Origin of the sequence: Maribacter orientalis (genome assembly GCF_900109345.1) — a bacterium.
Taxonomy (GTDB): domain Bacteria; phylum Bacteroidota; class Bacteroidia; order Flavobacteriales; family Flavobacteriaceae; genus Maribacter; species Maribacter orientalis.
In genome coordinates this window covers 23475-38413 of the sequence record NZ_FNZN01000004.1, presented here as the reverse complement: position 1 = coordinate 38413, position 14939 = coordinate 23475, and the positions used below count along the sequence as shown (strand labels likewise).

Annotated in this window: 9 protein-coding genes; 4 read left to right on the top strand and 5 right to left on the bottom strand. The window is 36.0% G+C overall.

The genetic code is table 11. The annotated features are described in order from the left end of the window. Positions 1-27: 27 nt before the first annotated feature. Complete coding sequence (purE, locus tag BMY56_RS09855; protein ID WP_091623384.1) at positions 28-516, bottom strand: 5-(carboxyamino)imidazole ribonucleotide mutase; 489 nt, start codon at positions 514-516, stop codon at positions 28-30. A gap of 5 nt (positions 517-521) precedes the next feature. Continuing rightward, positions 522-1676, bottom strand: coding sequence for a 5-(carboxyamino)imidazole ribonucleotide synthase (locus BMY56_RS09850; RefSeq protein ID WP_091623381.1), 1155 nt, complete (start codon positions 1674-1676; stop codon positions 522-524). 136 nt (positions 1677-1812) lie between these two features. Between BMY56_RS09850 and BMY56_RS09845 the strand changes: the two genes are divergently transcribed. The 3 genes from BMY56_RS09845 to BMY56_RS09835 all read left to right on the top strand — a co-directional run bounded on the left by BMY56_RS09845 (position 1813) and on the right by BMY56_RS09835 (position 4567). After that, positions 1813-2922: an adenylate kinase gene (locus BMY56_RS09845; protein WP_091623378.1), complete on the top strand. Its 1110-nt coding sequence runs from the start codon at positions 1813-1815 to the stop codon at positions 2920-2922. A 58-nt stretch (positions 2923-2980) separates the two neighbouring features. Continuing rightward, a complete protein-coding gene (gene obgE, locus BMY56_RS09840; RefSeq protein ID WP_091623374.1) occupies positions 2981-3982 on the top strand; it encodes a GTPase ObgE in 1002 nt (333 codons plus the stop codon). Positions 3983-4048: 66 nt separating this feature from the next. After that, entirely contained in the window at positions 4049-4567 is a 519-nt protein-coding gene (locus tag BMY56_RS09835) for a DUF4136 domain-containing protein (RefSeq protein ID WP_091623371.1), read from the top strand. A 16-nt stretch (positions 4568-4583) separates the two neighbouring features. On the opposite strand, the gene BMY56_RS09830 is transcribed toward BMY56_RS09835, so the two are convergent. Together BMY56_RS09830 and BMY56_RS09825 are read right to left on the bottom strand one after the other, a co-directional pair. Then, entirely contained in the window at positions 4584-5603 is a 1020-nt protein-coding gene (locus BMY56_RS09830) for a transglutaminase domain-containing protein (protein WP_091623368.1), read from the bottom strand. Beyond that, entirely contained in the window at positions 5603-6334 is a 732-nt protein-coding gene (locus BMY56_RS09825; protein WP_091623365.1) for a carboxypeptidase-like regulatory domain-containing protein, read from the bottom strand. Before BMY56_RS09825 ends, BMY56_RS09830 begins: the two co-directional genes overlap by 1 nt. A gap of 259 nt (positions 6335-6593) precedes the next feature. Here BMY56_RS09825 and BMY56_RS09820 point away from each other — a divergent pair, with 259 nt between their 5' ends. Continuing rightward, entirely contained in the window at positions 6594-8642 is a 2049-nt protein-coding gene (locus tag BMY56_RS09820) for a M13 family metallopeptidase (protein WP_091623361.1), read from the top strand. A gap of 155 nt (positions 8643-8797) precedes the next feature. Here BMY56_RS09820 and BMY56_RS09815 read toward each other — a convergent pair whose 3' ends face one another. After that, positions 8798-14884, bottom strand: a complete 6087-nt coding sequence (locus BMY56_RS09815) for an alpha-2-macroglobulin family protein (RefSeq protein WP_091623357.1) — start codon at positions 14882-14884, stop codon at positions 8798-8800. Between the last annotated feature and the right edge of the window lie 55 nt (positions 14885-14939).

Here is a 14939-nt window from a genome sequence, read left to right as displayed (position 1 = left end):
CGAATAAAATTATGCTTAAACGAACAACTATTTACCGTTTACCGCTTTTGCTCCTTCAATTACTTTTTGTTTCAAACCTTCTTTGTAAAAAATAATTTTATCGAGTACACATTTGTCTGAACTACCGATTATCTGTGCGGCTAAAATTCCTGCATTTTTCGCACCATTAAGGGCAACTGTTGCCACTGGTACTCCGCCAGGCATTTGAAGAATGGAGAGGATAGAATCCCACCCATCAATAGAATTACTGCTTTTTACGGGTACTCCAATTACAGGTAGTGGCGACAAAGAAGCCACCATGCCGGGTAAATGTGCGGCCCCACCAGCCCCGGCTATAATAACAGAATAGCCATTAATGTGGGCATTTTTACTGAAATCGAATAATTTTTCTGGAGTTCTGTGTGCAGATACAATGTCGACATCGACTTCTATATCAAATCCTCTTAAAATATCTATGGCTTCTTGCATTACGGGCATGTCACTGGTACTTCCCATTACTACGGCTACTTTACTCATGTTTTTTATTTTGAAATCACTTGAATCGTTTCCTTTACTTTTTGCGCAATACTTCTTGCCTTGGCCAAATCATTATTGACAATGGTCACATGACCCATTTTACGAAAAGGTCTTGTTTGCGCTTTTCCATAAATGTGTGGAGTAACACCTTCCATGGCCAAAATCTCCTCTATGTTTTTGTAAACTACATCACCGGTGTAGCCTTCTTCACCAACAAGATTCACCATAACTCCTGCCACTTTGCTATCGGTATTACCTAATGGTAACCCCAGAATACTACGTATATGTTGTTCAAATTGGTTAGTGTAGCTAGATTCAATGCTATAATGACCACTATTATGAGGTCTTGGTGCAACTTCATTCACTAATATTTTGTCATCTATTGTTTGAAACATTTCAACCGCCAATAAACCAGTAAGTCCAATTTTCTCTGCAACTTTTAATGCCAATGAACGAGCATTCTCCGCTACCTTTTTATCAATTCGAGCAGGGCAAATAACATATTCTACTTGATTGGCTTCTGGGTGAAATTCCATTTCCACCACTGGGTAGGTTTTTATTTCTCCTTTAGAATTTCTAGAAACAATGACCGCCAATTCATTTTTAAAAGGAATCATAGTTTCTGTAATGCATTCTCCCGCGGGTAGACCTTTTAAATCATCTAAGCTTCTAACAATTTTCACTCCTTGGCCATCATAACCAAATTGTGCCACTTTCCAAACAAAAGGTAATTTTAGGCCACCATTTGCAATGCTATCCTCTATTTCACTTAAGTAAGCAAAACGTTGAAAATCTGCCGTGGGTATTTCATGGTCTACATAAAACAATTTTTGTTTAGCCTTATTTTGAATAATGCGTAAAGCTTTTGGCTGTGGATAAACTTTTACACCTTCTTCTTCTAATTTCTCTAAGGCATCTAGATTTACATTTTCTATTTCGATAGTAAGTACATCTACGTCTTTCCCAAAATTATAAACAGTTTCATAATCTAAAAGGCTGCCTTGAACAAATTCATTGCACGAAATACGGCTTGGAGCCTCAGAAGAACTATCTAAAACTTTGGTGTATATATCCCATTTTCGAGTTTCGTACAGCATCATTTTGCCTAATTGACCACCACCTAAAATGCCTAATTTGAAATCTGAAGAAAAGTAATCCATATAAATGTTGCTTTTAGCAATGAGAAAAACACCCTAAGTCTCACAAAAATACGGTTAAATCTTAGAAACCAATTCCTTTCTAATTAAAAACACAAGGCAATACCTTATCTTTGCAGACCTTGATAATCTAACAAAATTGATACAAATTCACGACAAGTTTTTTAAACGCTATTTAAGCGAATTAGAAATTCAACAGGCCGTTAAAAGCGTCGCTGATAAAATTGCTGCGGATTACAAAGATGAGACGCCAATTTTTGTTGGTGTTTTAAATGGGTCTTTCATGTTTGTATCAGATTTAATGAAAGCCTATCAACATCCATGTGAAGTTTCGTTTGTAAGGTTGAGTTCTTATCAAGGTTTAACATCTACAGGAATTGTAGAAACCTTATTAGATGTTCCAGAAAATATTGAGGGTCGCAGTATTATTATCCTAGAAGATATTATTGATACAGGGCGTACTTTGCAAAAATTGGTGCATTTATTTTCAAAAACGAATGTCAAGGAATTCAAAATAGCCAGTCTTTTTTATAAACCAGATGTATACAAAGGTGAATACGCCATTGATTATTTCGGACTGGCCATACCAGATAATTTTATCGTGGGTTATGGTCTTGATTATAAAGAGCAAGGAAGAAATTTAAGAGAAATATACCAACTAAACCAGAAACATATGATCAATCTTGTACTCTTTGGTAAACCAGGAGCCGGCAAGGGCACACAGGCAGAATTCCTAAAGGAAAAATATAACCTCAAACATATTTCTACGGGAGATGTGTTTCGGTATAATATAAAAAATGGAACAGCATTAGGAACTTTGGCTAAATCATATATGGATAAAGGTGATTTGGTACCTGATGAGGTTACCATAAAAATGTTGATGGAGGAAGTGGAAAAAAATCCTGAAGCTGATGGATTTATCTTTGATGGATTCCCAAGAACGGCAGCGCAAGCTGAAGCATTGGATAATTTCTTAGAATCAAAGGATATGGGAATTAATGCTACTATTGCTTTAGAAGCGAATGACGAAATTTTAATAGAACGTCTTTTAGAACGTGGTAAAATAAGTGGTCGTATTGATGATCAAGATGTTGCTAAAATTAGAAATCGTTTTGACGAGTACAATCAAAAAACTACGCCCGTAAAAGAATTTTACGAAGCACAAGGTAAATTTCATAGTGTAAACGGTATTGGTTCTATTACAGAAATTACCGAACGCCTAACGAAAGTAATCGAAGGCTTAAAATAATATAGAATCTCTTTCGTCAAATCAATTGGCTAAAGATTTTTGAACTGAAAAAATATCAATGACAGAAGGTAATTTTGTAGACTACGTAAAAGTGGGTTTGACTTCTGGTAAAGGAGGCAAGGGATCTGTGCATTTGCACCGTGAAAAATTTATTACCAAAGGTGGTCCTGATGGTGGCGATGGTGGTCGTGGCGGTCATATCATTGTTCGAGGAAATGAAAACCTTTGGACACTGGTCAACTTCAAATACAAAAAGCATTTTAAGGCCGGTCATGGTGAGCATGGCAGTAAAAGCCGAAGTTCAGGTGCTGACGGTGAAGATGTGTATTTAGATGTGCCTTTAGGTACTATTATTAAAGATTTTGAGACCAAAGACGTGCTTTTTGAAATTACCGAGCATGGTGAAGAAAAAATTCTGTTGAAAGGTGGAATGGGTGGTCGCGGTAACTGGCATTTCAGAACATCTACAAATCAAACTCCTAGATATGCACAACCTGGAGTTGATGGGCTAGAGGGTGAGTTTTTACTAGAATTAAAAGTACTGGCCGATGTTGGTTTGGTAGGTTTTCCCAATGCCGGTAAATCAACCTTATTATCGGTAATAACTTCAGCGAAACCAAAAATTGCCGATTACGAGTTTACTACCTTAAAACCGAACTTAGGTATTGTAGAATACCGCGATTTTAAGAGTTTCGTAATGGCCGATATTCCTGGTATAATTGAAGGAGCAGCAGAAGGTAAAGGCTTAGGACATTATTTCTTAAGACATATTGAGCGTAATTCAAACTTACTTTTTTTAATACCTGCAGATAGTAAAGATATAAGTAAGGAATACGAGATTTTGTTAGATGAGTTAAGACGTTACAACCCTGAATTGCTTGATAAAGACCGTTTAATATGTATATCTAAAAGTGATATGCTAGATGACGAACTCATGGATGAAATGAGAGAGGAATTGAACAAAGATTTAAAGGGCACTCCGTTTATGTTTATATCATCGGTTGCGCAAATGGGAATTGTTGAATTAAAGGATAAGCTCTGGGCAATGCTTAACTCTTAATCGAATACCTGCTTAAAAACTCGAATTAAGCTTTATTTTTCTTTAATTTTAAGGAAAGACAATTTTATGAGAATCTTCTTATTTAGTGTTTTATTACTGGTTTTTACTTCATGCGGAGTTGCTCGAGTTAATTATGACTATGATAACCAGACCGATTTCACTTCGTATACTACTTATAATTATTTCCCAGACATAGAAACGGGTCTAAGTCAATTAGATGAGAAAAGATTAATGGATGCCTTAGATGCTACTTTAGGTGAAAAAGGATTCATGTTTGCAGAAGAACCCGATGTTTTTATCAATATTAAGAGTTCTGTATTTAAGTCTCAGCAAGGCAACAATGTTGGTGTTGGACTTGGTGGAGGCGGTGGTAACATAGGCGGAGGAGTTTCTATTGGTATCCCCGTTGGTGGACCAAAATTAACACGAGAATTGCAGATAGATTTTGTCGACTCGAATAAAGACATGTTAATTTGGCAAGCGATTAGTGAAAGTCCTTTTCGTGAAGGAGATACACCCGCAGAAAAGTCAAAGAAACTACAAGCAGTAGTCGATAAGATATTTAGTAAATATCCTCCGAAATAGGTTTATTTAATCACGCTTAGTATCGAGCGTTTTTCACTTTTACTACATACGTGGCAATGAGGTCATCATCAATCAAAATATGCACATCGTGTAAACCTGTTTTTTCAAAACGATAAAGCAAACTGATTTTGTTTAGGTTTCGTAAGATGTTAGGCTGAATTGTTTTTTGTCGGCCTCCAGTATTTATTAGTAATTGAAAGTTATTGTCATTGATATTATTTGGAGCATCTAACTTGAATGTAACTACATCGCCCTTTTTAATATAGACTTTCATCTTTTCAGGGCTTAAGGGAATTATGGGAGCTAAAAAAGCTTCCTTATAAATAACCGGTCCTTCAATAAACCCTGTAAAACTTTCCGTGTCCTTTAACCGTATTTCCTCTTTATTTATTGAAAAATGATTTTTCGCGAACAATTCGGGTTCCGCAAAAAAATACCCATCGAAATAATCTGATTCAAATTTCGGGTTTCCATCCTCGAGAATAGTTTGCCCGGCAGACCAAGTAGCATCACAGACATACCATGTATTGTTTATTTCAATTCTATTCCACGAATGATTTGGTGCGCTATCCTCTTTTAATATCAATGTTGGTGTGCGTCCATAGCCATCAATAATTTCGCACTTGAAGCCAGCAAGATTAGCCATTTCTTTAACCAAATATGCATACCCTGTACATGCCGTTTTTCGTTCGGTAAGTAACCTGTCGAAGACTTGGGGTGTCATGCTATTGTTCCAATCTAAAAAGGCTTGCCTATCATTGACAAGCCTCTTTCTTTTATTGCTGATTTTTAAATACGAAGAATAATCATTCTCGATATTTGAGCTTATCCAGGTGTAGATTGCCCTAAATTTTTCAACATCGGTATCTAATGGTGCTGTTAAATTATAAGTGAGTACAGGCAAATTTCTTAAACCTTCTCCTTTATAAACCTCTGCAACACTATCAGCTTTTTTGAAACTAATGCCATTAAAATCTGAACGCTGAGCGAAAGAGAAATGAAATGATACTAACCAGAATACAAATGCTATTCTCATTATTTGAAGATGGAAATGAACTTTTGAAATATATTTCTTTTGCTACTATAAGCCCCTTCGATTACAACTTCACCCATTAGTTCAACATCATAAGTGTCAAACATAATATTAACGACTACGGTAAAGGATTTGCTGGTGGCAACTTTATGTGTTTTGGTTTCATAACCAATATAACTGAACACCAAAACATCATTTACCTCTAGTTCTTGCGGAAACTCATACTTTCCATCAATATCTGTTTGAATACCTACAGTTGTACCCTTAAGTACAACATTAACTCCCGGTAGCGGTTCATTGGCTTCATCGAGCACCGTGCCCTTCACTAAAAATTGTTCTTGTTCAGTTTCAATAATGTCAATTTTACTCAGTGTTTCTGTTGAAACTACCTCGATGCCAGTTTCAATACGTGCTGTTTCTTGCCCGTTAATTGGCGAAGTATATAACGCCAAGAACGATAAGGTCATCATTCCTATTCCTTTTGAAAGTATTGAATTGTTCATAGTGTATAAAGAATTGGTTTCATAGGTTGTAAGTTGCGATGCTTTAAACTTACCGCAAGTTTTGTTTCTTGTTGAATTTAGATGACTAACGAGTTCCTTATCTGAAAATTTAGTGAAATCAAAGACTTCTTTTTGGCAACTTTTACAGAATCCTTCGTGGTCGGTTTTACTAAAATTAGTGAATTTTTCTGTGCATGGGTCTTTTACGATAATTGTTAATGTGCTTTTCATAATTCAGTGGTTTTATATGTATACTTCTAAAGTATAGTGAGGCTCTAGCAATACAAATAGGTAATGAGGGTGTTGGCAGTTTCAATGAGTAAACCATACTAATAGGGGTTAGGTTTATAACGATCAACAAACTTTCATTAATTTTAGGTCATTAAAGCCCAATATTTTATTAGGCTAAATGGTGATATGGTTATTAATTTTATTTTTGTAACAAATCTTAAATTAAACGTCATATATCAATACGTTAATTAACACAACTATGAAAAAAATTTATTTGTTAGCTGCTGGTTTGGTAGCATTATCCTCTTGCAAAGAAGAAGCCAAAACTACCGCTGAGGTAGACAAAATACCTGGTATCGTTATAGCTAATATGGATACTACACAAAATCCTAAATCAGATTTCTATAACTACGTAAATGGAAACTGGATGAAGTTTACTGAAATTCCAGATGATAGAACAAGTTGGGGTGGGTTTAGTGTACTTCGTAAATCTACAGATGATGATGTTTTAAAAATATTGGCTACTGCAAAGGAAAGTGGAAACTATGCAGCAGATACGGATCAGGCAAAAGCATTGGCGATTTTTGACACGAAATTAGATTCAGCAGCAAGAAATGAAGCTGGTATTACTCCTCTACAACCTGCATTGGAAGCTATCGCTTCAGTGAAGAATTTAAAGGATTTACAAACTGTTCTAGCTACCAATGCCGCTGTTTCTTCCCCGTTTTTAAGTATCGGAGCTGGGGCCGATTTAAATAATAGTAGTATGAACGCTGTTTATTTAGGTGCTAATGGATTAGGACTCCCAGACCGTGATTTCTACTTAGAGCAAGATGAAAAATCTATCGAAATTCGTGAGGAGTATAAAAAGCACATCTCAAAAATGCTGCAAAGGTTAGGGGATACGGAAGCAGACGCTACAAAAGCTGCCGACAAAATTCTTGCTATGGAAACTAAACTTGCTGAACCAAGATTGGATAAGGTTGAAAGTAGGGATGCCAGAAATTATAATAACCCGAGATCTATCGCCGATGCAGACAAGATGTTAACGACAATAGATTTAAATAAACTTATTTCTGATTTAGGTATTACTAAAAAATTCGACACGCTTTTAGTAACTCAGTTAAGGTATACCGAAGCATTAGATAAATTTTTAAAGGAAACACCAATAGAAGATATAAAGAGTTTGGTGAGATGGGATACTTTTAATAGTGCAGCGGGAAGACTTACTACCGATATAGAAACAGCTGATTGGGAATTTTACAGCAAATATTTAAGTGGTGCAAAAGAACAACGTGCTGCAGATGAGCGTGCCTTAGCAACTGTGAATAATACTGTTGGTGAAGCTTTAGGTCAGTTGTATGTTGATGCTAAATTTCCACCAGAGGCAAAGGCAAAAGCGGAATTAATGATTGCCAATGTCATAGAGGCCTTCAAAGAGCGTATTTCTGTTTTGGATTGGATGAGCGATTCGACCAAAACAAAAGCAATTGAGAAGTTAGACAAATTTACCGTGAAGATTGCCTATCCAGATAAATGGGAAGATTATTCTACTATGAATGTATCGAAGGATAAATCGTATTTCGAGAATATGACAGCTGTTGATAAATGGGGCGAATTAAAAAACTTTGCTGAAATAGGGGAGCCTGTGGATAAAACGGAATGGGGAATGTCTCCACAAACTGTAAATGCATATTTTAATCCATTGAACAACGAGATTGTTTTTCCAGCTGCGATTCTACAACCTCCATTTTATAATTACACGGCAGATGAGGCAGTAAATTATGGCGGAATTGGTGCCGTTATCGGACATGAAATTTCACATGCATTCGATGATAGTGGTTCTCGTTTCGATGCTGATGGTAATTTAAAAAACTGGTGGACAGATGAAGATTTGAAAGCCTTTACTGAAAGAGCCGATGCTTTGGCAGTACAGTATGATAGCGTTTCGGTATTAGAAGGCGTTAATGTAAATGGTAAATTCACCTTAGGTGAGAATATTGGTGATTTAGGTGGATTATTAGGTGCTTATGACGGGCTTCAAAGATACTATGCAGAGAATGGCCGTCCTGAAGATATTGATGGTTTTACTCCTGAGCAACGCTTTTTTATGTCTTGGGCAACAGTTTGGAGAACTAAGAGTAGAGATGAAGCCTTAAGAACACAAATTAAGACGGATCCACATTCTCCAGGAATGGTTAGAGCAACTCAACCACTTTTAAATATTCAAGAGTTTTACGATGCTTTTGGTATTAAAGAAGGTGATGCCATGTACCTTGCTCCTGAAAAGAGAGTGAGTATTTGGTAGATCTTAGTATATAGTATTAGAAAGGCGCTACATAGTAGCGCCTTTTTTTATGTTTTTTTTCAATGAGGTATAAGAAGATTATTAATTCGTCTTTGGAAGATACATGGCAATCTGTAAGTTGATGATAATTCATCAACAGATTACTTAACTATGTTCTATTGAACTTGCACGGCAACATGAACCCCTTTACTGTGACTGCTGAATTCTGGTGCATACATACTTTGTATGGTAGTAATACCATTACTGAAATTACCAGCGTTGTTTACTCGAACATCGTATTCAAATACATAAACACCTTTAGGTAAATAGTCGAAAAAGAAGTTTGTACTAGCATCTTTAGTGCTTTCATAGTACCCTAAACCATCTTGCCATTTATATCTGGATATCACATTTACAGGTTCAAAAGCTGCCGCACGCATATCTTTCATATGAATGAATTCCATATCTCGGTCAGACTTTAATTCGATACGAACTCGAACAAGGTCTCCGACTTTTAAATAAGAATTCTCTTTTACTTCTGAAATCACTTCACCTTTTGCTGTATTCTTTTTCAAGAATAATTTTTTCTTTAATTGCAACGGAGTCTCAGCAGATGTAATTTTGTCTAAATCTTCGAAATATTGCCAGTATAAAGCACCCCAAGCAATTCCATCACCTTTTTTGCTAATTTGAACTTCACCCATTTTAGGTTGTATTTCGCTACCGTTCCATGATGTTTTAAAATAGCCTGTACCAGCTTCTATTTTTACATCTTCTAATGTAGAAGGGTTTATTGCTTGACCTCCTACCAGAACATCTACAGCATCCGTTACCGATAACCAATCATTTCCTTGTAATAATAGTGCATATACAGCTTCGGTAGTTGCCTTGGTGGTACTCCATTGATTCGTCTGCTTGTTTTTTAACAACCATATTTTAAGATTGTCAATGGTCTCTATATCCGTTGGGCGAATTTCAGAAAATGCCTCTATCAACAATGCTTGGGTTTCAATAGGAGCTTGGTGCCAAAACCAAGAACTCGTATTTTTCTTCCAATACATACCTAGTTCTTCGTTGGTAATACTATTTTCTTCAAGGGAACGTAAGATTTTGGAGGCGGTTCCCATATCGTCTATTCTATATAAGGTCAATGCCAACATTCCTTGAGCATACAAACCTCTATTTGTCCAATACTTTCGCGCTTGATTTAGGTAGTATGCGATTACTTCATCAACTTTTTTAGAGGTTTTAATTTCCTTGAAAAAGCTCCGCATATATAAATAATGAATCTGCGTTGCACTTAAATGGTCGTCATTAATGCTCGTGGTGCGCTTCTTCATTTCCTCATACTCCTTCACGAACTCGCTATCTAAATAGGCTATAGCCTTGTCAATCATCTCAGATTGATTGCTAGTGATAGAAGAAGTAACATTTAAGTGATTCAAATGGCCTAAGCCGGTAATTATATGTTGGGTAATGTACCTATTATCTGGCCCGCCATTAAACCAAGGCCAAGCACCATTTACTTTTTGATTTTGTATTAATTTGTTTAATGCAAGTTTTTGCTCACTCTGCATTTTGTTCATGTTGAACAATAACCCAATTCGTTTCTTTTGCTCGCTCTCCGATTGGGCATCACGTAACCATGGTGTTTCTTGAATTAATAGAGATTTTAATTCCTCATTTTTTTCAAGATTACTTAGTAAGGCATCTGAATTAGCCCATTGTTCGAACACTTGCTTAATTCTAGGATTACTAGTGGCTATATGGCTTGCCAAGGTATTCGCGTAATATTTTGAGAATGTTTGTTCGTTGCATTCGTATGGAAACTCCATCAAATAGGGTAGTGCCTGTACGGCATACCATGCCGGATTGGAAGTGATTTCCAAAGTCAGTTTGTGGTGTTTGAGCGTAGCGGAGGACACATTCTTCAATTTATCTAAATTAAATGTCTTTGTCTGGTTCCTGCGAACCCACATTGGCATCGACTCGGTCACTAAGGTTCTGTTTGTTAATACAGGTAATATATTTTGTTCTCCATCACCAAAGTCTCCTGCTTTAGCAATAATTTTATATTGAACCGTTTGTAGCCCTTCGGGTATTTTTAATTGCCACGAAACTTGTGTATTTCCCATAGAATCTAATTCAAAAGATCTTTCATCAATAGGATGTGACCGTTCTCCTGTGGGAGTTTCAATCAATCGGGGCAAAATATCCAAACCCGTATGCGCATCAATTAATTCTAGTTTGGCTTGGCCAGAAAGAGCTTTTTCGGTTAAATTGGCAATCTTTGTACTGATAATAATTTCATCTCCTTCGCGTAAATAACGAGGAGCATTTGGTATCACCATCAATTCTTTTTGGGTTACCGTACTCAGATTTTTAGTAGTGCTCTCTAAGTTTTTAGTATGTGCTAGAAGCTGCAAATTCCATCTAGTTAACGCTTCTGGTGTTGTGAAACTAAAGGTTACATTCCCATCTTTATCGGTTAGTAGGTGTGGAAAGAAAAATGCAGTTTCTTGAAGGTTTTTACGAATCATAACCGAATCAAAGTCCGATTTTTCTTCTTTGGGTTCTGGCTTTTGTGTTGAACTGATTTCTATACCTGATATCTTACCTTGAAGTTCATCTTCCATTTTAGAATCTGAATAACCAACGGTGTCAAGCTCCTCAAAAGAAACAGAACTTTCCATGATCCCAGAGACCAACGGAGCAGCAGACTTGAATTTTCTTGATCTCGCTTCATAGAATCTTCCATAAGAGCCAAAATGAAATCCAAACCAATCCAACGTGTCAAATCCTAATTCCGAAAAGCTATAACCGCCATAACTTTGATAGGTATTGAAATTACTTTTTGAGAAACTATTAGTAGCACTTGTTCTATTCGAGGAATAATAGGTTGGGCGATACAGCGGATCGAAATTCCAATTATGATAAGTGAACTGGTCTAAAGAAGCATCATACATGCTTGCCAATAGCTCTGCCGACACTTTATCCCCTTTAGCCCCCTTTATATTAAATGACCAAGTTTCGTCCGTGCCTGGCGCTAATTTATCTCTAAACGTAAGGATTTCAATCTGTAGATCACTGTTAGGGTAGGGTACTTGAATAGGTTGACTTTTTGCTTGAAATGAGTTAAAGAATACATAACTGTAGTTTATGGCAAATCCGCCTAAATCTTTTTCAGTTACGGGTACCGTTATGGTTTTTGAATTGTTATGCAGGTTAATCAGCATCGAATCAACTACTTCATGGTTTTTTTCAATATTAACCATAATGTTGAGGTCTTTTGCATTCGATAAAAATGTAATCTTTGCTTTGTCGCCAATTGAGTACTCGTTCTTATCCGTTTTAATCTGAAATAATTGATTGTCTGCTAATTCGTCTTCATCTCCTGTTAAGGTAATAAGGGCTACATCTTTTACTGCCTGGCCAAACTTATCTTGAGACTCTAGTTCCATCACATATTTACCAGAACCCCAATTTTTAAGTTTCCCAAGAAGAATTTCTGAAGCTTTACCGGTGTCAAAAGAAGTTTTCCAAACTATTTTACCTTTCTCCCAATTCAACGGGTTATCCTCATCTTTGTAAGCATCATGCGGATACAAATTTTTAAACTCTTGTTTTGTAAACCCGGCATAATCTGGAGCAGGCCATGTTCTTGGGCGTAAAACATTATCGGGTGCTTGTAACTTGTATAATTTAATAACACCAGTTGCAGCTACAGATGCGCCATTTAAATTAGTGCTAGAAATACTGAACTTAGCATCTTTTACTTTCTTGTCAAGAACAGAGGATATCATCAAATTTATATTTAGAGAATGATACCCTACATATATATTTGTTGTAGTACTGCGTGTTTCTCCATTAATATCGGTTACATCTGCCGTTACTTCATAATTGAATGTTGGTAGATCGCTTTTCTCTATACTTGTATCGGGTAGCGCATTAAATTCAATTTCATATTTCCCTGATGCATCGGTGGTCGTTTCGCCATATGTTATTTCTTGCGGAGTGTCATTAAAATAGGGGCGATACCAATAATACCACCTAGGGAAATTCACTATTCTTTTAACTCTGTACACTACTTTAGCATCTGAGATAGAACTACCTGCATAGGCTGTCGCGTTACCAGAAACTTTAATATGGTCATTGACTTTGTAGGTTTCCGTAATTTGGTCAAATGAAGTTTCAAATTTCGGACGCTTATATTCCTCGACCGAAAAGCTTTTATTACCGTTCAGGTTAAGTTCATCTGAATAGACATTAATAGAGAAGAAACCAGTAAGGCCACCTATTGGTAGAATAAATTCCCCAGACAATGAGCCAAATTCATTAGTAATTAACTTTTGCGTTCCTATTTCTTGACCATTTACATCAGTAAGTTTAACGTGTACTGTAGTGTTCTTAATAATGCTCGATTTGCCATTTTCTTTTCGTACGGAAATACCTTTAAAGTATACAGGTTGTCCTGGTCTATAAATACTACGGTCGGTAAAAAGAAAGCAAGAGTTATCTACCCTAGCGGTGTTTTGAGAATAATTTCTACTAATGTAGAAATCACCAAAATAGGCTACCTCTTTATCTTTTTTAATGGTAATGTAAATGCTATTTCGACTATCCTCACTTTTTTTAATTGAAAATTTACCATCTGAATCGGTCGTATAGCTTTCGCTCTTTGCAGGGGAATTGTAATTCTTGCGATAGTTGAAAATCACTTTGGCGCTTGCAATTGGCTTACCGTTGTTACGATCAATTATTTGATAAATTTGCTGCGTATCGGTTTGGGTTTCACTTAGTGCAAAATTAGTTGCTTGTATGCTTTCATAACTGAAAATTGAATCGCTCTTGTCTTTTGCCTGCACTACAATGGCATAATAACCATTTGCCAGTGCAGGCATAGAAATTTCGGTACTATGTGTTTGAAAATCGTTTTCAGTTTTAAGTGTAGAATTCCATGTGGTTTGGACAGGAAGATTTTTAAGGAAGGTTAATTTTTTCGCTTCGGGATATAATTCGTTAAGCTCTTTTAACTGTTTTTGAGAAATTTTATAGGCTGTTAACTGAATAGTCTCATAGTTCTTATAAGTAACTAATAATCTTCCGATAGTATTATTGGGTATATGCTTCTCCGTCAATAATTGAATAAACGGTGTTTCAATTTGTGATTTTAATGCTTGGCACTTTTCTGCAGCTCTACTTTTAGGAAATGTTGCAATTACCTTATCACACAGCGCAATGGCTTCTTTGAGTTTCCATTGATGTTCTTCATTGGTTTGTGGGTTGTATGTGCCACCCATTTGTTGATATCGATAGGCTATTTCAAACGTATATAAACCGGAAAGCGGACTATTTTTAATGCTTTCAGCAGAGTTTTGCAGCACTTCAATTAATAAATTGTCCTTGTCAGCAAACGTTGCAAATTGATGTATAAAAAGTAAACGTTCAATATCTACTGATACCAATGGTCGTATATCTGCATTACCAAAGTGAAAAGAAACTAACTGCTGGAAAATCTTTAAGGCTTTTGATTGAAGTGAATAGGTATCAGTAGAATAAGTATTTAAAAAACTGAACGAATATGCCTCACACAATACCTCTGCGTTGTCGATTTGAAAGGCATCTGCGGGCTTTTGTATGCTATTCTCACTAGTAGTATAAAAGCTTAGGGCATTATGCGCTAAAAGGTCGAATAGCGTAGGCCTAAATTCTGAAGATCCCTTTACTTTATTTAAGATTACATTAAAATTAGAAATGGGTAACTTCTGTAGTGCTTCTGGGTGTTCTAAGGATGCTTGAAAATGAGTATCAATTTCTTGAAAAAGGGTATTTAAGTCCCAAGTTCTGAAATCAACGGTGTCTACTTTTGTTTCAGTGGTTGTACGATTATAAAACGTATATCTGTTTTGCTGAAAGTATTGCCAATAGATATTAGCCAAGTAATTGTGAAGTATGTTTTTCGTTGAACCTTCTGCAATAGCTATCTCTGCTTTAAAATCATTTACGATATTTAATTCAGCATCTTCCTCTAAAATCAATGCGAATTTTGATTTATAGAGAAGTGACTTTATAATTTGAGTCTCGTTTTTTTCAATACGTGCTTTTTTTGATATGGTTTCAATTAGTTTTAATGCTGATTTAGATAAATCTTCGGTCTCAAGTTTTTCAACCTTTTCCCAAAGCGATTCATATGAATCGCTTTGTTGTGCATTGCCGAATTGTGCAAACATGAATATACCGAGAATTAAATGTAGTTTTTTCATAATAGTAAAATTACAATACAAAACTGTGCCAATTAAATATTTGAAACAATGTAAA

Bases quoted from the DNA above. Each gene is read 5' to 3' on its own strand.
- purE (WP_091623384.1), bottom strand. From the start codon at position 516: ATGAGTAAAGTAGCCGTAGTAATGGGAAGTACCAGTGACATGCCCGTA.
- BMY56_RS09820 (WP_091623361.1), top strand. From the start codon at position 6,594: ATGAAAAAAATTTATTTGTTAGCTGCTGGTTTGGTAGCATTATCCTCT.
- BMY56_RS09835 (WP_091623371.1), top strand. From the start codon at position 4,049: ATGAGAATCTTCTTATTTAGTGTTTTATTACTGGTTTTTACTTCATGC.
- BMY56_RS09830 (WP_091623368.1), bottom strand. From the start codon at position 5,603: ATGAGAATAGCATTTGTATTCTGGTTAGTATCATTTCATTTCTCTTTC.
- BMY56_RS09825 (WP_091623365.1), bottom strand. From the start codon at position 6,334: ATGAAAAGCACATTAACAATTATCGTAAAAGACCCATGCACAGAAAAA.
- BMY56_RS09815 (WP_091623357.1), bottom strand. From the start codon at position 14,884: ATGAAAAAACTACATTTAATTCTCGGTATATTCATGTTTGCACAATTC.
- obgE (WP_091623374.1), top strand. From the start codon at position 2,981: ATGACAGAAGGTAATTTTGTAGACTACGTAAAAGTGGGTTTGACTTCT.
- BMY56_RS09850 (WP_091623381.1), bottom strand. From the start codon at position 1,676: ATGGATTACTTTTCTTCAGATTTCAAATTAGGCATTTTAGGTGGTGGT.